Genomic DNA, 18869 nt, shown 5'->3' with positions numbered 1-18869 from the left:
TATAAGCTATTATGAAACATATTTATCTGCTGGCCATCACTCTTTGTTTTCCCCTGTTAATTAAAGCTCAAAAGCGCGATTTCAAGATCGTTTACACATCCGACATTGACAGGTTTTGGTTAGCATATGATAGTGTTGCAACCACCAGCGATACAGCAAAGCAAATGGATTTTATCCAACGCCTTTATGTGGATAAGGCCACGCCAGGGTTAAATGCCTTTATGAAAGCCCGAAACTATAATGCAAAGTTGTGGACTACATTAATTAATAAGTATCCTAAGTTTTGGAAAAGTATCAGAAGTAATACCCTGAGTATCAAAAATCAGGTACCTGCCATTACCAGCAGTATCGAAAACTTTCGGAAGCTATATCCCGAAATGCGCCCGGCTAAAATGTACTTTACCATTGGCGGCCTGCGCTCGGGCGGTACCACTACTGATGATATGGTGCTTGTTGGTGCAGAAATTGCTACAGCCGACAAAAATACCGACGCTTCGGAATTGAATGACTGGTTAAAGAACGTATTCAAAAATCAACAGCCGTCAAATCTGGTTGCCCTTAATGTTCATGAATACGTGCACACACAACAAAAGGGTGGTGACGGGCAACTTTTGCTTGCGCAGGTAATTACAGAAGGGGCTGCCGACTTTATTGCCGAACTGGTAACCCGTAAGAAAAACAATAATGCTTACATGATTTACGGACGGGGGCATGAGCAGGAGCTCAAAGAAAAATTTCTGATTGAAATGTTTAGCGGCGCAACAGGTAACTGGTTATATAACGGTTCCAACAATCCCCATGCAGATTTGGGGTACTTTGTGGGTTATAACATTTGCCAGGCTTATTACGGGCATCATGCAAACAAAAAACAGGCAATAAAAGAGATTATTGAATTGGATTACACCAATGAACAGCAAGTTACAGACTTCCTTACACAATCCGGATACTATACGGGCCCCATTGATAAACAGGAGCTGTTAAAGAAATTTGAAAAGATGCAGCCGCGGGTAGCCGGGCTAACACCCGAAATAAACGGACAGGAAGATGTTTCGCCGACACTGACAGAACTCTCCATAAATTTTTCGGAACCAATGGGTGAGGGGTATTCTATTGATTTTGGTGAAGGCGGTAAAGAGCATTTCCCCATTTCTGGTGTAGCAGGCTTTACAGAAGATCGTAAATCATTTAAGCTCAAATTAGCTTTACAATCCGGTAAAACTTATGATTTTGTAATTACCGACAAATCGTTCAAGTCCAAAGCAGGTTATCCGCTGCTACCATATACTGTGCATTTTAAAGTAAAGTAGAATCCTTTTTTAGAGGAACCTTTTACAGCCCGCACAGCGGATGACCTATTATATACAGCCCGATAGCACCGACCGCAGGCTGAAGGGATTACGCCCCATCGAGGTTTGGACTGTTTAAACAGCAGGCTTTACCAAGGGGGCTCATCGGGAGGGAATCTAATGCAGGATGCGAGGAAAATGAATTAATATAATTAAGCCTCAATGATGAGTTGGGGGGCTTTTTTTGTGCGCCTCTAAACAATGTCGAGTGGCCATCAGATAAACCAAAACAAACATGGTGATAAGGTGCTACGGATATAGTTAACTGTCGTAATTGTGAGTAACCATCAGGTAAGCCTGAAAAAAATGTTATGACGTGCAACGAAATATAGTTAAATTAATGTCCTATAGTACCGTCATTGAGGCACAAAGCAATCCCGAACTATGTGGGACTTAGCATGTCGGAGATTGCTTCGTACCTCGCAATGACGGGTATTCGATATTGCGAGGCAATAACTTACAAGTATGTCATTATAAGCGATTGCTTGCTCCTCGCAATGACATTTTTTTACAGTCCTTATCCCCTACAACTCATACGACGATTTCCTGCTCACTTCGCTCACCAATTCCTTAATCAATTCCCGTCCGCTTTTCCACCGTTTTAAACGGTTAACCAACTGGATATCGGCCCTGGTTTTAATTTCATTATTGGGTTGGTAGTAATCCCGCATTATGGTTTTCATGGCATCGTGTACATCAGCTGCAATACCGTTTAACAGGAGTTCCGGATTGTTTTTTACCAGGTCGGCCAGGGCGTCGGCCATGCTGGTGGCGTAGTAGGGGCAGTCCCAATCGTGGCGGTAGGGGTTATCGCCTTTGATATTTACTTTTTGTAAGGGGTGCGAAAGGTCTTCCACTATCTCGGCTATCGCGTCGCCAAATACGTGCGAATATTCTGCAATAAAATGGTTCCACCAGCGCGGGTGATGGGGGAGGTCTTTAAGCAGGGTATCACAAACCATCACACGGCGTGGGAAATCGGGGTTTGCAGGATCCATGATCACCAGCGATGTTCCAAAATGACCCTCTTCGGGCGAATGCCTGCTGTAGATGACAAAAAATTGAAGCTGGGTTTCGCCAGCGTCATGCATTTGGGCTGCAAGTTCTTTTATATCCTGTAAACGGTCTTCCAAAAAACCGCGTTTAAAAAGTACGTGCAGGTTAGCTGCCGACTTTGCCCTGCAGTGCCTGCTATGTTCATCAAACACGTTTCCGTTTGCCGGGCGGCTGCTAAAATGATTGCCGCTGTTATACCGGATTTCTTCCGATCCCTCGGGATAGGTGCTGATATCCGCGGTATCGCCTGCCTCGGTCTGCTTATTGGGATGAACCGAGCGGAAAGGTACATGCATGCGTTCGCTGTCCATCCGGCGGGCAAGGTTATAAATGCGCTGTTCTGTGGGTGCCAATAAAGGGTCGCCGGTTATCGGGTCGAAATAAACAGCCCCTGCACGCCGGCCCAGGTGGCAGGCTATGGAACGGTTGGTTAATAATTGCTGTATAGGATGCCGCGTATTCAAAAACAAATCGCGCAGTGCGTCATTTGCTAAATACTCATCTAATGGCTGATCAAACTGCAGCAGCGTTTTATCCTCGTGGTTATGTACCCATGCGCGCAAAAAATTGTGCACTTCCCACTCGAAACTGCGGTTGGCAGCTTCTGCTATCTCCTTAATACACGTGCGTTGTTTCATAAACTCCATCGGGGCCAACAGTATCGCGGTGAAAAGCGCGATAAAGGCCAAAAGATACTTATAAATTGCCGGATTCTCTTGTCTGAACCGGAATTTATCGAATTAAAGAATTAACAGAATAATTGTCTGAATCAGGATTGGCAGAATTTTAGAATTAACAGAATTTAAAAAGCGATTCGACAAATTCTAAAAATTCGCTCAATTCTGATTCAGACAAATGCATTAGCGATAGTAGCGGATACCGGCCCGCGCCTAAGGCCTTGTGCGCGTATGAGCGCGACCCGCAGGGAATGCTATCATTAGCTCTTTGATGATGTCCCCTTAATATTTTAATAACCATTAATGCCGGTTCTCGTTTTATTTTTTTCTTATATTGTCTTCACCAAATAAAGCCCTATGCCACAGCATGCTAAAAACAAAATTGTACCCAAACACGATGGCGAGAAACTGGAGATTTACACCGTACGCGACTGGAAAGAGTATGTAGGCGAATCGCTGTTGATTGTGTTCAGCGTGTTTTTGGGATTGTTTTTAACCGAATTTATTAATAGCCGGCACGAAAAGAAAGAAACCCAGGAACTGGTAAACAACATCAGAGCCGAGTTGATTAAAAACAAACAATTTACGGTTGAGCAATACGCTTATGACCAGAAGGTTTTGAAATCGATAGATTCGGCTTTGGTCGATCCAAAATTGCAGGCCAGGATGGTAGCTAACGATGAGTTTCATTTAAATTATATTGCCCCTGCCGGGGTTTTATACCGTTACCTTGATAATGTTGCCTGGGATGTGGCCAAAGGGCACAACATTCTTTCGAAGATAACATTTAAGCAAGCCGCCCTGCTTACCCGCATTTATGACGAGCAGGCCCGGATTATGAAGGTAGAAGATGAAGTAGCCAAAGTGATGTTTGATCCGCAAGCGCGTAAAACGCCCAACGCCCATGCTACGCTCATGTTAATAAAAGATAATTACCACGCCTGGGCGGTTGATAGGGCGCCAGGCCTGCTAAAGCAGTACGACGAAGCTATTGAATTGCTAAAAGAGGACTGATAAAGAGCGTTACTGGTTTTTCAGTTTTTTATTCGTGATCTGCAAAAAGGTAGTCTCTACGAGGCAGCTTAACACGGTATTGTTCTGCAAACGTTTATTAACTATAGAACTTTTTACCCTAAATCTTATACCTTTGCCCCTGTGAAATTCCTTTGCTACCTATCGGCCATTGTTGTGCTGCTGCTTACAGCCAAGCCTTGTTGTGCCGATAATGATTGTGGCACTAAAAATAAGGTCGAAAAAAGCACCCCGTCCAAATCATCATCCAAAGAAAAAGATTGCCAGGGTTGTTCGCCATTTTTTGCGTGTGGCGCATGCACCGGGTTTATTGTTGCAAAAGCGGTTGGTCACAGTCCGTTTTTACTGCCCGAAACACATGTTAAACATGTTATTGCTTATCATCGCCCATACCCTGAAGATGTTGCCCTTTCCATCTGGCAACCACCCCAGATAAGTTAATACAACCTACCATTACAGCTAAGCAGCTGGTTATTTGTATTAGGCCTCACCCTGCCCTCTCCAAAGGAGAGGATTCAAAGAAAATAAATTTTAAATGCCGCGCAGGCAAAGTCCTCTCCTTTGGAGAGGATTTAGGTGAGGCCAAACGTTTATACTAATTATAATATTTATGAAAAAAATTATAGTGTTTTTTACAGCACTTTTATATACTGCTACGGCGTATGCCCAGGATACGTTTAAGGCAATTATTAAAGACGCCAAAACTAACGAAACCCTTATTGGTGCAACAGCATTACTACAAGGCATTAATAAAGGGGCTACTGCCGATGCCGCAGGCCTTATTGTATTAACCAATATACCCGCCGGTAAACAGGTTATCCGCTTTAGTTATATAGGTTATGAAACCCGGCTGGATACTTTAACATTCCCGTTTACACAAACAGAGCCAATGACCATCTTGTTACAACCTAAAGGAGAAGGTGATGGCGAGGAGCTGGGCGAGGTTACCGTTTCATCAACCCGAAGCAGCCGCACCATTGCCAATATACCTACCCGGGTGGAGGTGATATCGGGCGAAGAACTTGACGAAAAAGCCAATATGAAACCAGGCGATATCAGGATGATGCTGGCCGAAAGCACGGGCATACAAACACAGCAAACATCGGCTACCAGCAATAACTCCAGTATTCGCATCCAGGGGCTCGATGGTAAGTACACACAAATTATACGGGATGGTTTCCCGCTGTACTCCGGATTTTCGGGCGGTTTGGGTTTGCTGCAGATAGCTCCGCTCGATTTAAAACAGGTGGAAGTTATTAAAGGTTCGTCGTCAACACTGTATGGTGGTGGCGCCATAGCGGGCCTGGTTAACTTAATATCTAAAACCCCAACAGATCAAAGGCAACTCAACTTCCTGTTAAACGGCACATCGGCCCTGGGTTTGGATGCCAGCGGCTTTTATTCACAGAAGTTTAAAAAGGTAGGCGCCACTATATTTGCGGCCTATAATCACGGCACAGCTTATGACCCGGCCCACATTGATTTAACGGCCATCCCTAAGTACAATCGTTTTACACTCAATCCCAAATTGTTTTTTTATCTTGATGATAAAACCACGCTGATAACCGGCATCAACAGCACTATTGAAAACCGCATAGGGGGCGACCTGCATTATATTGAAGGCGACGGTAATGCGCAGCATAGTTATTTTGAAAAAAACAAGACGGGCAGGTACAGCACCCAGCTGGAGCTTGACCGCAACCTAAGCGATAAAGAAAAACTGGTGGTTAAAAACAGCGTAAGCTATTTTGACAGGGCTATTAACCTGCCGGACTATCGCTTTTCGGGCCTGCAGTTTTCCACCTATAGCGAGGCCACTTATTCGCGTAAAAGCGAAAGGTTTGATTGGGTTGCCGGGCTAAATTATCTTTCAGAAAAATTCAGCGAGGATAAGAACAGCAGTTTCGCACTCCGGGACTACAGTTACAATACCATTGGCGGTTTTATACAAAACACCTGGGATGCTACCGAAAAGCTGACGATTGAAAGTGGCTTGCGCGGTGACTATCACAACAGGTATGGCTTTTTTATACTGCCCCGTATATCGGCTTTGCTGAAGATCAACTCCCATTTTTCTACACGTTTAGGGGGCGGGCTTGGTTATAAAGCGCCTACGGTATTTACCGAGGATGCCGAACGCATTCAGTTTAGGAACGTGCTGCCTATTGATGTTAAAAACACCACAGCCGAGCGCTCATACGGCGCCAGTTATGACCTGAATTACCGTACCGGTTTATTTGATGATAAGGTGAGCTTTAGCATCAATCAATTGTTTTTTTATACCCGGATAGAGAAACCCATCTTGCTTGCCTCGCTGCCGGATGGCAACCTGCAATACCAGCAACCCCGCGGCGACCTGAACACAAAGGGATTGGAAACCAATGTAAAGCTAACCTATGCCGATTTTAAGCTTTTTATAGGTTACACACTGGCAGATGTAACACAGCATACAGGCAACAACATTACTACATATCCTTTGGTATCCAAACACCGGCTTAATAATGTGCTGGTTTATGAGCTGGAGAATAAGTTGAAAATTGGTTTGGAAGCTTATTATTTTAGTCAGCAACGTTTAAATGACGGCACCACCGGCAGGGGCTACTGGACAACCGGGCTGATGGCCGAGAAGATATGGGAACGTTTTTCGCTATTTATCAACTTTGAAAACCTGACCGATACGCGGCAAACCAAATTCGACGCCATTTATACCGGGAGTATTACCAACCCGGTATTTAAGGATATTTATGTGCCGTTAGATGGTTTTGTTATTAACGGCGGAATAAAGATTAGGTTGTAATAATAATTTGTGGCGGTAGTCGTTTAAAAAGCCAATGAAAGCAATTTCTTTTGTTATGTTAATTTGTTTGCTGCTCCTTTCCGTTATTCCGGCAAGGGTGATGGCTGTTGCTAATATGCCCAAAAAAGATTGCTGCCACAAAATGGCCGCTGCTCCTTGCGGGCACAATTCAAAAAAAGCCTGCGATGGCGGGATGTGCGCTACCATGTTATCATGCGGCACTTGCTGCTTTGTAAAAACGGAGCCAGTTACTGTTGCAGCCATAGCTGCCACTTTTAATGCCAAAGATGTGACGCCATATCGTGTGGGCGATTTATCTGATTATTCCATCACCTGCTGGAACCCGCCAAAAGTTTAATAAAATCATCTGCCTTTTTCAGAACGTATTTTTTTATTAAACATTAATTATTCAAAATCATGAAAAAAATTCTTTTCATCACAACGCTGATGCTTTTTACTATTTGCAATATATCATTTGCCAATACACCTTGCTGCAATACCAAAATGAACCAATGCAACAAGTGTGCTAAATCATGTACCAAACCAAACTGTTTGGATACCTGTGGCAAAGCCTGCAAAGCATCGGGCGAATGCACACGGAAGTGTAGCAAATAACAAAAATGCCCCGGCCTTGGCCGGGGCATTTTTGTTATGCTTAAAAAGTTTACAATGTTGGTGTTGCTGTAAAAATACTTTTGTAATATTTAAAATAAGCAATGCCTAAAAACAGGTTCAAGATAACAACTGCCAACCCAATTGGCATACCGGCAGGTGCCAGCAGGGTATGAAAAAGAAAGATATTTAACGAAATAGGGAAAAGTACAAGTACAAACAAGGCGGTGTACCGGTTAATGAGTAAAAAGAGGCCGCCAACAATCTCGATAACTTTCATGTACTGAAAAAAGTAACCCGAGCCAAATAACCCGCCGCTGAAAGCCTGGGCTTTAGGTGGCATTGGTGGTTGGCCAGTCATCGGGATAAAATGGAAAAAGAAATTAAGACCAAATACCACGAATACCAGGCCCAGCAATATGCGGGCAATTAATACTGCAATTTTCATAATGTGTTAGCGTAATGTTTAAACACTAAGTTTGCTAATTTAAGCGGCAATACCAAATTGTCACCCGGCTAATTAACTAACCTACAGGTTACTTGCATTTGTAGCAATATTAAACTGCTTCTCGGGTTTACAATTACAGTAAGCCAAAATGACTTAAATGCCGCCAATTCAATACATCTGCTACATTCCCGGAAAATGCAAAAGCCCGAGCAAAGCCGGGCTTTTATGTATACAATACGGGCTGCTTAAGCTACCCTGTTGGTTTTATAAATCGTAACTCCGCCATCAAGTATCGGGCCGGCTTGTGCTACAAATTTTTTGATGTGCGGTTGCTGGTTATGTACATCCAAACCTTCCTGGCTGGTCCATGTTTCGTGGAAAATAAACTGGGTATCATCATCTGTTGATTGGTATAGCTCATATTGCAGGCAGGCTTCCTCTTGGTTTGATGCTGCTACCAGCTGCTCAAGGTAACCTTTTAGCTCGCCGGTATTACTCGGTTTACACTTCACTAAGGCTGTTAAGTACACTTTCATGGTTGTTGTGGTTTTTGATAAATAGCTTGTTTAAATGCTCCTGGTAATTTTGCAGGTTGGTTGCAATGTTAGCGTTTTTCATCACATCATAAAAATGCATGCTTTCTAACGGTTCCATACCGGTAAAGGCATTCATGCGGTGAAAGCCAAACAACGGGCCTTCATCAACGCTGTGCTCATTAAAAAATTCGCCAGGCAGGGTAAAGGCTGTTAAAGGGGCGTTCCATGAGGTGGTTAGCAGGTATTTTTTGCCATGCATTAAGCCGCCGGTACCATAGTTAATGCCGGGGTTTTCGGCCGTGCGGCCATCGCTGCGGTAAATACCATTTTGATAGCCAGCTGTAAAAACCTCATCAATATACTTTTTAAAACCATAAGGCAATTGAAACCACCAAACCGGCGTATGGTAAATAATTACGTCGGCCCATTTGTAGTTTTCGGCCTCCTGTGCTGGGTCATAAGCGTTGTTGATATCCGTGGACCGCACTTCAAAATCAGGGTTTTCCTCAAAATATTTTACAGTCGTATCCAGCAATGTTTTATTGAACTGGCCGCCCGAATGGGCGAAGATCTGCCCGCCATTTATAACAAATATATTTTTCATTTTTTATCTCGTTTTAACTGGCATCAAAATTACAGTGCTGTTTACTATAATTAAAATAACATAAGTTATATATTTGTATTATAATTATGATGATTGGTTATGGTGAATTTAGAATGGTTCCGTACGTTTAAGGCGATATATGAAACAGGTTCGTTAACCGGCGCGGCCGAATCTTTGTTTATTTCGCAGCCCGGGGTAAGCCTGCATTTAAGCTCGCTTGAAAGTTATGTGGGCTACAAACTGTTTGATCGCTCATCGCGCAAAATGGTATCAACCGAGCGGGCTAAGATATTGTATAACTATATACAGGAGTCGATTTGTAAGTTAGAGGAAGCCGAACGGCATTTTCATAAAAGTACCGAAAAAGATGTGCCTACCATCAGTATAGGCATGTGTTTTGAAACTTTTCAGTTTACACTGGAATCGTACCTGCCCACGCTACCCTTTAACGTGATCATTAAATTTGGGGATTATCCTCAGATGCTGGCCGATTTGGATAGCGGTATCCTGGATATGATCATCACCCCTCAAAAAGGTGATTATAAGGCTTTGGAATATAAACCGTTTTTTAAAGAGCGGATTGTAGTACTTGCCGGCCCGCAAACCGATGTGGAAGAATTTAACAAGTTACTCAAAACAAAAGATTTGCCCAAAATACAGGATTGGTTAAAGGCCCAAACCTGGTATGGCTCGTCGGGCGATATGGAGCACCTACGGCGTTTCTGGCACACCAATTTTGGTAAACGCCCCGATTTTAAACCCAATTTTATAGTGCCCAACATGGGTTCCATCATCCGCTGCCTTAGCGGTGGCAAGGGTATTGCCGTAATCCCCGATTTTTTATCAAAAACCGAGCGCGACCTGGGGAACATTAAACTGCTTTGGGAAGGTTATAATATTATAGAAAATACCCTGTACTTTGGCACACGCAAAAAATCAATCTATGCCCGTGAAGTAGCTATGGTGCAGGAAATTTTTGAACGCGAAATGGTGTAAACAAAAGGTAACCGCCTAAGCAATTAAGGTGAGCTTCTTTTTATCTACCCCTTTGGCAAATTCATCTGTCCGCATAAATTCGTAGCCCTTTGATTTTCCCCAGTTGATAAACTCTTCCAGCCTGTTTGCAAAAGGTTGCCCCGAATTTTTGACCACATATTTGGGAAACCCAAACCGGGCATCGTGCAGGTTGGTAAATTCCCAGGGGTGAAAATACAGGTTAAGGTAGCCATCCTTTTTATGGGTGATGCCGCTCATCCACTTTAACAGCCCCATAGGCAGGTTATGAAAGCTGAGCCAAAATAACGGGAAACGGATCAACGGCGATACCGATGCCGGAATCTGTAACACACCCTGTTCATAAAACCAGCTGCGGGGCTTGCCAAAGTTATTGTACCTGCCGGGGATAAATGTGGGGTTAATAGATGAATTATAGGTATAGCCCGCCTTAGCTATCTCCTGTTCATCAACCGGCATCATCCTGGCCATACGGAAGCCGGTTACTTCGGCCCTGGATATTTCTTCAAGTTTGGTTTTTGATTGCGCCAGGTGCTCGGGTTTAAAATCTGAATGATAGTAACCGTGCGAGGCTATTTCATGGCCTTCGCTTACAATCTGGCTAATAACTTCGGGTTTTTGTACAGCATAATTTGCTGTACAAAAAAAGGTAGCCTTAATTTTTGCCGCTTTTAATATGGCCAAAATAACGTTAGTACCCTGGGTTGATATAGACAGCTGCTCGGCGAACGATATTTGTTTGCCATACTCCAATGGCATGTCAAACTCCTCGATATCAAACCCTAATAAGATCATTATTTACATTTACAAGGTTGGTAGACCTGATGAGATAATTTGGACGTGCTTTTGACTGCATAAATATTTTGCCTACATATACGCCAATGATGCTTAATACCATTAACTGCAGACCCCCAAAAAATGCGATGGTAGCTATAATAGATGCCCACCCGTTAACGGCGTAACCTTCGGCAAAGCTAATTAAAACGTAAGGGATGTAAAAGATTGTCATGAGGGAAACTGTTAAGCCCACACCTGTCATGATATACAAAGGCCTTGCACTGAAAGCCATAATACTGCCAATGGCCAGTTTTACCAGTTTGGCAAAAGAATAACTTACTTCGCCGGTATGCCTTTTTGATGGTGTATAGGGGATGCCTGCTTGTTTAAAGCCCGCCCATTTAATAATACCTCTCAAAAAAAGTTCGTGTTCGTCAATAAGCTTTAAGTCCTTGATAACCCTTTCGTCCATCAACCTGAAATCGGAAGTGCCATCTTCCAGTTTGATATCTGATAGCATATTTATCCCTTTGTAAAAAAGTCTGGAGGTTACCTTTTGATATAATTTGGCGTGCGGGTTCGCATTTTCCCGGTAGGTATAAACAATGTCATAACCTTCTTCCCAAAATTGCAGCATTTTAATGATCATACCGGGCGGATGCTGCATATCGGCATCCATAGTTATTACGGCGCTGCCGGTAGCCATGCTAATGCCGGCTTTCAACGCGTTATCTTTCCCAAAGTTTTTTGAAAGTTCGATGTAAAAAACATTGGGATAAATGCCGGCGTTGAATTTAATTTCGTTCACGGTATCGTCGCTGCTGCCGTCATCAACAAAAATCAACTCGAAATTATATTCGGTTTCGTTTAACGTTTTGGTAAGTGCCTGAATCAGAAATCCCACATTATTCTGCTCGTTATGGCAGGGAATAATCACAGAGAGTTTCATCTTTAAATCGGGAATCATATTGCTCAATAGGTTTTAAGGTTGCTGCAGGTCAGCTTATACCCTATGAATATTTTATTTTACTGTTTATTAAAAAGCGTATATAAATCAAAAGCAGTTGCACTTGTTTTACCGTTAGGATTCCGGTATACCAATGCCCCGCTTTTCCTCAATACGAAGTTTTTTGTATAAATGTAACTTTCTCTTTACAAAAATAATAATTTATGTATCATTTTAATTACAAAGCGCATTTTAGGGCATTAATCTGAAGAAATTCTGAATTCTTTGCTAATAAGCGATAGACTGTAAAAAACAGACATTCAAATTATAAAACAGGCCTGGTTTCTGGCTTTGCAAAGTTCCTGCTTAGTGTTTCATACACTATTTTCAGCCATATTAAAAAACAGGGCAGCGACTTTAATTTGTATGGCAATACGTACGTTTCGCGGATGGATCTTGGGAAAAGATCGGAGGGCGACAGGGTAGTTAAAATGATGGCCATCACCAGCAAAAATATTTCAAAACCGGTTACAGGTCTGTCTAAATTCATAAACCAAATGCCTACACCCGCGAATGCGATAATATAGGTGGGCGACTCGGATCCGCTGCTAAAAATTACGGCAAATATTAGTGCCGATGACAGGATAAGTAAACGGTAAGGTGTCGATTTAAAACAGTTTATCCGCAGGTATGAAAGGGCGAACAACGCCATTGCCGGGATAATTACCACCGCGTTTTTTAGCCCCGGGTAGTTTAATATTTTGCGGAAAAAGCCCATTACGCAAATATCCTGCATAATAGAGCCTTCGTTTTGTAAGTTTTTGCCTTTTAGGTCTACATACCAGTCGCGGTAGGATTGCACAATAAACGCCGGCGACGAGATGAGCATCGGTAACACAAACATTACTACCGACCAAAAAATAAAGCTGGCAATGAACTTTAGTTTGTTATCGGAAAAAAAGAAGAACGCCAGGCCAACAATACCGTACAATTTGATGAACGTGCCCAACGCAATCATTAGTGCTGCCCAAAAATCCTGCTTTTTGTTGATGAAGTTGAAACTTAAAATAATAAGTCCCGCCACCAATGGATTACTTTGCACATTGGCCGATGCCGTCATTAATTCGTGGGCGCAAATAAGTAGTACAATCACATATTGATTTTGCTTCAGCGGCAGTAGCTGGATAGCTTTAAACAGCACAAACGCGTTAAACATTACCCAAAACATAATGCCCACGTAATCAGGAAAAAACGTAAAGGGTGCAAATATGATTGAAAATATAGGGCCGTAATGATTCAGGTCGTAATAATGTTCAGGGTACGCGGCATACAGGTTTTGCTGGTGCAGCGTATGTAAAAAATTGTATTTAAAAATGGTGTAGTTATTAAAACCCTGGTGGTTCAGGATCTCTTTTAGCACAATAAGGAAACTCAAACCAAACCATGCGGCATATACAAAGGGTTTATTATAAATGAGTTTGGATAATTTTTGAATCATGAGGGATAAAGCAGGGCTCAAATATAGTAATCTATCAAGAATGTTACGTGGGTTTTAATAAGTTGATGGTCTATTTGCATTGCTGTTGAGCGTTTCCATGGTCAAAATCCTTACACAGTAATGAAACAAAAAGCATCGCAAATGAGTATTTTTACAATATGTAACAGCCCCGGTGTTAAGTCAATAGTCTTAAGTTGGAAGTCTTAAGTCGAAATTTGTCTATTTCCGGCTTAGAACTCAATACTTTCGACTTAAGACTATGTGTCAATTTATGATTGAAACAACACATATTATGGAGCTGTTTATCAATTAAACAAAACAAAAAATGCCTTCAAATATTCAAAAAATAACTTTTGGCAATGGGTGCTTTTGGTGCACCGAAGCCATTTTCCAATCGCTTAAGGGAGTAATTTCAGTAACATCGGGCTACATGGGCGGCCATGTTGATAACCCCACCTATAAACAGGTTTGCACCGGCACCACGGGCCATGCCGAGGTTATTGAACTGGAGTACGATGCCGATGTATTGTCGCTGGATGAACTGTTGCTGTTTTTTTTTAAAACCCATAACCCAACAACACTTAATCGCCAGGGTAATGACGTAGGTACGCAATACCGCTCAGCCATTTTTTATACAACCGCCGAGCAAAAGGACGCAGCCATTGCCATGATTAATACCCTAACCAACGAAAAGGTTTTTGACAGCCCGATAGTAACCGAGGTAACGCCGGCCAGCCAGTTTTATAAGGCCGAAGATTATCATCAAAATTATTTTAACGATAATCCGGGGCAGTCGTACTGCGCATTTGTTATCCAGCCTAAACTCAATAAATTTGCCAAAGAGTTTACGGACAAAATTAAGCCGGAGCTGTTGTAAAGCTATTTTGGTGGGATGTAGGGTTTCGCAAAGTTCGATACAGATACATTGGCTTTGAACGCTGGCTAAGACTCACCCCGGCTACGCTACGTTGGCCGACCCTCTTTGCGGAGAGGGTGCAGGTCATTTTTTATATTTTTACCCCTCTATGCGCGACGCGGAGAGAGGGGTGACGGGCGTAGCCTCGTCGGGGTGAGTCGTTTCCGCCATGCGATATAAGAGTAATTAAAAGAACATAACTACCAATGAAAAAAATACACCTACTGCCCATAATTCTGTTATTTACAGCCTGTGCCACAACAAAACCCGTAGCTACAAACAGCGCCGCATCCATCACCAATAATGGCAAAGTATGGGGCTCTATATGGCAACAGCGCGCCGCAGAGTATAAGGCTTTATGTTTCCAGGCGTATAACATTGCCAGGCTTAGGGTTGATGAAGGTGTAAAAAATTCCGGCAGCAAGCCGCTGGCCATTGTTACCGATATTGATGAAACCTTGCTGGATAATAGCCCCTATGATGCAGCCCGTGCCCTGCAAAATAAAGACTACACCGATGCCACCTGGAAGGAGTGGACCGACAAGGCTGTGGCCGATACGGTACCCGGCGCCCCGGCATTTTTTAAATACGCGGCGTCAAAAGGCGTCACTATTTTTTACATCACCAACCGTAACGAAAATGAGCGGGCTACAACCCTTAAAAACCTGCAATTATATGGCTTGCCAAACGCCGACGACGCACACCTGCAATTAAAAACATCAACATCAAGCAAAGAGGCGCGACGGTTAAATGTTTTAAAAACCCATAATATCCTGCTGCTTTGCGGCGACAATCTGCCCGATTTTGACGTGCTGTATGATAACCACCCGATGGAGGAAAGCCGGGTAGCCACCACTCAAAAACTGGAAACGGAATTTGGCAGCAGGTACATCATCATCCCTAATCCATCTTATGGTGATTTTGAGGGTGCGCTTTTCGGGTTTAACTATAAGCTTACAAACGCACAAAAGGATTCAATTATCAGGGCTAAAATCAAGACGGATAAGTAAGTTTTTATTCAGCTTTTTTGGCATTTGATAATGACCAATATGTTTTTTTGACACAGATAGCCTATCTTTAGCCATTATGGCTGCAAAAAACTTGCCTCATAAAACCTGTTCAGTTTGCAAAAAGCCTTTTAGCTGGCGCAAAAAATGGGAAAAATGTTGGGAAGATGTCAAATATTGCAGCGAACGATGCAGGAGAAATAAATAAATTGCAAATTTGTAGCCTGCATTAATACAGTTAACTCCCTGTTTAACTATGAGCGATAGAACGATACTGGTTTGGTTTAGAAATGACTTGCGGATACATGATAACGAAATTTTGTTAGAAGCCGTTCGCAAGGTTGATAAAGTTCTGCCGGTATATTGTTTTGATCCGTATTACTTTCAGCAAACAACATCTGGCGCCAGCAAAACAGGAAGTTTCAGAGCCCGGTTTTTATTGGAAGCCGTAGCCGATTTACGTAAAAACCTGCAAGGCTATGGGGCCGAACTGATTATCCGCATAGGTAACCCTGCCGAAATTATACCCCAGCTTGCAGGCCAATACCACGTAAGTGAAGTTTATCATCACCGGGAGGTAGCCTACGAAGAAACCGCAAAATCCGAAGAGGTTGAGGCTGCACTTTGGAAACTGCGCCTTAACCTGAAGCACTTTATTGGGCATACCATGTACCACAAGGAGGATTTACCCTTCCCTATAAAAGATATCCCGGATAGTTTTGCTGTATTTAAAAAGAAAGTTGAGCGCGACAGCAACGTACGCCCATGTGTACCCACCCCCGAACATATTTATACCCCCGATATTGCCGATGCGGGCGAGTTGCCAACCCTGCAGCAGTTGGGCTTAAACCAACCTGTTGACGATGTGCGTGCTACCAATTATTTCCAGGGTGGCGAAACAGCTGCGCTGGTACAGCTGCATAAATATTTTTCGAAAACCGACCTTGCCGTTAAAGCCAAAGGTAAAGCAGGCATCATTACCAATACATCAAAATTATCGCCCTGGCTGGCTGTAGGCTGTATTTCACCAAGGCAGGTTTACTGGGAAATATTTAAGCATAACGATGCCCAAAGCAGTATGCTTAAACTGGAGCTGTTATGGCGCGATTATTTCAGGTTTATGTTTAAAAAACACGGCCAGAAATTCATCCAGGCAAAGGTTACTGAAGAAGCGGTTGCCATAAACAACGATAACTTTGATAAATGGGCGGCAGGCAAAACCGGCATCCCATTCATTGACGCCTGTATGCATGAGTTAAATGCCACAGGCTACATTTGCAACCAATGCCGCCAGATAGTGGCCACCTACCTGGTAAACGACTTAAAAGCCGACTGGATTAAGGGCGCTACCTATTTTGAAGAAAAATTGATAGACTACTCGCCTGCAAGTAACTGGGGCAACTGGGCGTTTATAGCAGGCGTAAATGATGCTAAAGTAAGCAAGTACACCATAGCCGCCATCCCGCAAAAAGAACTGGATACCAAAAGCGATTTTGTGACTACCTGGGAGTCATCTCCTGTAGATGAGGCCGGAGATTTGGTAGGGGTGTGAGGAAAAAGTAATTTTATATTGTCTTTTTTGCTTAAAGAATAGATAAAACCGCCTACTTTTAGACTTTGGTCTATATCGTTGATTTTCATGAATGTACTGCCGGAGAGTTACAAGGATACACTTATAGCTTTAAAAAATAAGATAAGACGAGCGCAAACTAAAATAGTTTTAACTGCGAACGTTCAACTTTTAGCTATATATTGGGAAATAGGCGAGTTTATTTGTCATATCGAAAAACAAAAAGATTGGGGTAGTAAAATTATTGATCAAATATCTGCCGATTTAAAGGATGACTTTCCTGAATTAAAAGGACTATCGCCGCGAAATCTCCGGTATATGCGTAATTTCTTTGTGAATTGGCCTCAATTATCTTTATTGCGTCAAAATGGTATAGCGGTGGATAATCTAATTTTGCAACAGCCTGTTGCAAAATTGCCGTGGGGACATATCTGCATTTTAAATGACCGCATTAAGTCAGATGAAGAACGTAACTTTTACGCGGCTAAAACTGCTGAAAATAACTGGAGTCGCAATGTCTTATTAAATCAAATCGATTCTGGTCTTTTCATTAGACAGGGCAAATTACTAAACAATTTTACACATACCTTGCCGCTTTTGCAAGGAGACTTGGCAAAAGAACTATTTAAAGATCCCTATAAATTCGACTTTTTTCATTTATCTGAAGAAGCAAAGGAAAGAGATTTAGAAAACGCTTTGATCGCCGATATACAGAAATTTTTGCTTGAATTAGGGAAGGGTTTTGCTTTTGTTGGAAGGCAATTTAAGATTGATAAGGGAGATAGTGAATATTTTCTCGATTTATTATTTTATCACACAAAGCTACACTGTTATATTGTTCTTGAACTGAAAACGGGAGAATTTAAACCGGAGTATGCGGGCAAAATGAATTTCTATTTATCAGTAATCGATGAACACGAAAAAGCATCCGGTGATAACCCGTCGATAGGGATTATTCTTTGTAAGAGTAAGAATAAAATAACGGCAGAGTATACTCTCAGAGATATGAATAAGCCAATGGGAATAGCCGAATATAATTTAACAGATGCAATTCCAACTGAGATTAAAGCAGAACTACCAAGTATTGAAGACCTGGAAAATGAACTTGAAAAATCTGTTAAGCTGAATCAGAAGCCTTATGAGAAGCAACTCGATAAAATGAAAACACTAATATCCAATTTAAATCATGAGGAATTGCGTGAAAAGGTAAGCAACCAAGCCATATATAAACTTTTCACTGAACTTTTGCCCCAAATAGTAAGTCAGGCTGAAATAATTTTAAACCCGGATATCTATTCTCTATTCGATTATCATTCCATTAGTCGCACAATTAATAATAATGATTTTGAGTATAATACTTCCATTGATTTAGAAATGATGATGATTCAAGGGGATGTACAGCAGGTTGGGTTAACTATAAATCTTAAAGGATTTAAAAAAGCTGGAGTTGAGACGTTTTCTGTTTTTCAAACGTTTTTGATTTTATTTTCCGATTATTTTTATGAGATAGGAACAACAAGGCGGGATGTTTGGCGTAAGTATTTATATCACGAAATTTTGAATGACAACGATATTAGTTATATTGTTGATAAATGGGTAGACAAAATCATCAATGATATCAATGAACGAATAGCAGCAATTGCAAAAAAGCATATTGAATAAGTTAAAATATCTTAACAAAGAATTCTCGCAAATTATCAATCATTCATCGATTAAGCTTTACTACCACTGTCTTTCCTGATCTACATATTCATCAATGTCTAAGTTGCTCCATAAAGATGAGCCTATGCCTGACAGTGAAGATAGTTTTGTCTGCTTTTGTTTTCGTTCAGATTTACGAATCATTAATGCAAGCTTTTCTAAAAGACTTAGCTGATCTTCTTTGTCCAGTCGTTCAACCTGCAACAAGATTTCATTGATGTTTAAATCTGCATTCATATTAACAAAAATAATAATATTTGTTCAACAATTGCTCTCCATAAAATTTCAAAACTTTAGATTCTGAATCGCGGAGGCCAGGGTTCCGCACCCGC

20 protein-coding genes are annotated in these 18869 nt (G+C 42.0%); 11 read left to right on the top strand and 9 right to left on the bottom strand.

From position 1 onward, the window contains the following. Positions 1–11: 11 nt before the first annotated feature. Positions 12–1307, top strand: coding sequence for an Ig-like domain-containing protein (locus FSB76_RS07975; RefSeq protein ID WP_147053073.1), 1296 nt, complete (start codon positions 12–14; stop codon positions 1305–1307). Between the two features lie 563 nt (positions 1308–1870). On the opposite strand, the gene FSB76_RS07970 is transcribed toward FSB76_RS07975, so the two are convergent. Next, on the bottom strand, positions 1871–3040 hold the full coding sequence (locus FSB76_RS07970) for a hypothetical protein (protein ID WP_147053072.1): 1170 nt from the start codon (positions 3038–3040) through the stop codon (positions 1871–1873). Between the two features lie 396 nt (positions 3041–3436). Between FSB76_RS07970 and FSB76_RS07965 the strand changes: the two genes are divergently transcribed. From FSB76_RS07965 to FSB76_RS07950, 4 genes are all read left to right on the top strand, one after another. Continuing rightward, positions 3437–4093 (top strand): hypothetical protein, encoded by a 657-nt coding sequence (locus FSB76_RS07965; RefSeq protein ID WP_147053071.1) that lies wholly within the window; start codon positions 3437–3439, stop codon positions 4091–4093. 141 nt (positions 4094–4234) lie between these two features. After that, positions 4235–4552, top strand: coding sequence for a hypothetical protein (locus tag FSB76_RS07960; RefSeq protein WP_147053070.1), 318 nt, complete (start codon positions 4235–4237; stop codon positions 4550–4552). A 169-nt stretch (positions 4553–4721) separates the two neighbouring features. Beyond that, positions 4722–6908, top strand: coding sequence for a TonB-dependent receptor (locus FSB76_RS07955; RefSeq protein WP_147053069.1), 2187 nt, complete (start codon positions 4722–4724; stop codon positions 6906–6908). 34 nt (positions 6909–6942) lie between these two features. Continuing rightward, the gene (locus FSB76_RS07950; protein ID WP_147053068.1) at positions 6943–7266 is read left to right on the top strand and encodes a hypothetical protein; all 324 of its coding nucleotides are present in this window, start codon (positions 6943–6945) and stop codon (positions 7264–7266) included. Between the two features lie 43 nt (positions 7267–7309). Here FSB76_RS07950 and FSB76_RS07945 read toward each other — a convergent pair whose 3' ends face one another. The 4 genes from FSB76_RS07945 to FSB76_RS07930 all read right to left on the bottom strand — a co-directional run bounded on the left by FSB76_RS07945 (position 7310) and on the right by FSB76_RS07930 (position 9108). Further along, positions 7310–7552: a hypothetical protein gene (locus tag FSB76_RS07945; RefSeq protein WP_147053067.1), complete on the bottom strand. Its 243-nt coding sequence runs from the start codon at positions 7550–7552 to the stop codon at positions 7310–7312. Positions 7553–7572: 20 nt separating this feature from the next. After that, positions 7573–7968 (bottom strand): DoxX family membrane protein, encoded by a 396-nt coding sequence (locus FSB76_RS07940; protein ID WP_147053066.1) that lies wholly within the window; start codon positions 7966–7968, stop codon positions 7573–7575. 245 nt (positions 7969–8213) lie between these two features. Next, positions 8214–8504, bottom strand: coding sequence for a putative quinol monooxygenase (locus tag FSB76_RS07935; protein ID WP_147053065.1), 291 nt, complete (start codon positions 8502–8504; stop codon positions 8214–8216). After that, a complete protein-coding gene (locus FSB76_RS07930; protein WP_147053064.1) occupies positions 8470–9108 on the bottom strand; it encodes an NAD(P)H-dependent oxidoreductase in 639 nt (212 codons plus the stop codon). Before FSB76_RS07930 ends, FSB76_RS07935 begins: the two co-directional genes overlap by 35 nt. A 99-nt stretch (positions 9109–9207) precedes the next feature. Here FSB76_RS07930 and FSB76_RS07925 point away from each other — a divergent pair, with 99 nt between their 5' ends. Continuing rightward, entirely contained in the window at positions 9208–10104 is an 897-nt protein-coding gene (locus tag FSB76_RS07925) for a LysR family transcriptional regulator (RefSeq protein WP_147053063.1), read from the top strand. Between the two features lie 15 nt (positions 10105–10119). Here the strand turns inward: FSB76_RS07925 and FSB76_RS07920 are convergent, their stop codons facing one another. From FSB76_RS07920 to FSB76_RS07910, 3 genes are all read right to left on the bottom strand, one after another. Further along, positions 10120–10917, bottom strand: a complete 798-nt coding sequence (locus FSB76_RS07920; protein ID WP_147053062.1) for a polysaccharide deacetylase family protein — start codon at positions 10915–10917, stop codon at positions 10120–10122. Then, positions 10898–11866, bottom strand: coding sequence for a glycosyltransferase family 2 protein (locus FSB76_RS07915; protein ID WP_147053061.1), 969 nt, complete (start codon positions 11864–11866; stop codon positions 10898–10900). The genes FSB76_RS07920 and FSB76_RS07915 overlap by 20 nt, the downstream gene beginning before the upstream one ends. A gap of 304 nt (positions 11867–12170) precedes the next feature. Continuing rightward, positions 12171–13343, bottom strand: coding sequence for a glycosyltransferase family 87 protein (locus FSB76_RS07910; RefSeq protein ID WP_225976446.1), 1173 nt, complete (start codon positions 13341–13343; stop codon positions 12171–12173). A gap of 325 nt (positions 13344–13668) precedes the next feature. Here FSB76_RS07910 and msrA point away from each other — a divergent pair, with 325 nt between their 5' ends. The 5 genes from msrA (at position 13669) to FSB76_RS07885 (ending at position 18498) form a co-directional block, all read left to right on the top strand. Beyond that, complete coding sequence (gene msrA / locus FSB76_RS07905; protein WP_147053060.1) at positions 13669–14220, top strand: peptide-methionine (S)-S-oxide reductase MsrA; 552 nt, start codon at positions 13669–13671, stop codon at positions 14218–14220. 245 nt (positions 14221–14465) lie between these two features. After that, on the top strand, positions 14466–15269 hold the full coding sequence (locus FSB76_RS07900; protein WP_147053059.1) for a 5'-nucleotidase, lipoprotein e(P4) family: 804 nt from the start codon (positions 14466–14468) through the stop codon (positions 15267–15269). A gap of 76 nt (positions 15270–15345) precedes the next feature. After that, a complete protein-coding gene (locus FSB76_RS07895) occupies positions 15346–15474 on the top strand; it encodes a DUF2256 domain-containing protein (protein WP_147053058.1) in 129 nt (42 codons plus the stop codon). A 48-nt stretch (positions 15475–15522) separates the two neighbouring features. After that, the gene (locus FSB76_RS07890; RefSeq protein ID WP_147053057.1) at positions 15523–16818 is read left to right on the top strand and encodes a DASH family cryptochrome; all 1296 of its coding nucleotides are present in this window, start codon (positions 15523–15525) and stop codon (positions 16816–16818) included. A gap of 87 nt (positions 16819–16905) precedes the next feature. Beyond that, a complete protein-coding gene (locus tag FSB76_RS07885; protein ID WP_147053056.1) occupies positions 16906–18498 on the top strand; it encodes a PDDEXK nuclease domain-containing protein in 1593 nt (530 codons plus the stop codon). Between the two features lie 60 nt (positions 18499–18558). Here the strand turns inward: FSB76_RS07885 and FSB76_RS07880 are convergent, their stop codons facing one another. Next, on the bottom strand, positions 18559–18774 hold the full coding sequence (locus FSB76_RS07880; protein WP_147053055.1) for a hypothetical protein: 216 nt from the start codon (positions 18772–18774) through the stop codon (positions 18559–18561). Positions 18775–18869 lie beyond the last annotated feature (95 nt).

Origin of the sequence: Mucilaginibacter ginsenosidivorax (genome assembly GCF_007971525.1) — a bacterium.
Classification (GTDB): domain Bacteria; phylum Bacteroidota; class Bacteroidia; order Sphingobacteriales; family Sphingobacteriaceae; genus Mucilaginibacter; species Mucilaginibacter ginsenosidivorax.
The sequence above is the reverse complement of the archived record's forward strand: the minus strand, read 5'-3'. Positions and strand labels throughout refer to the sequence as shown.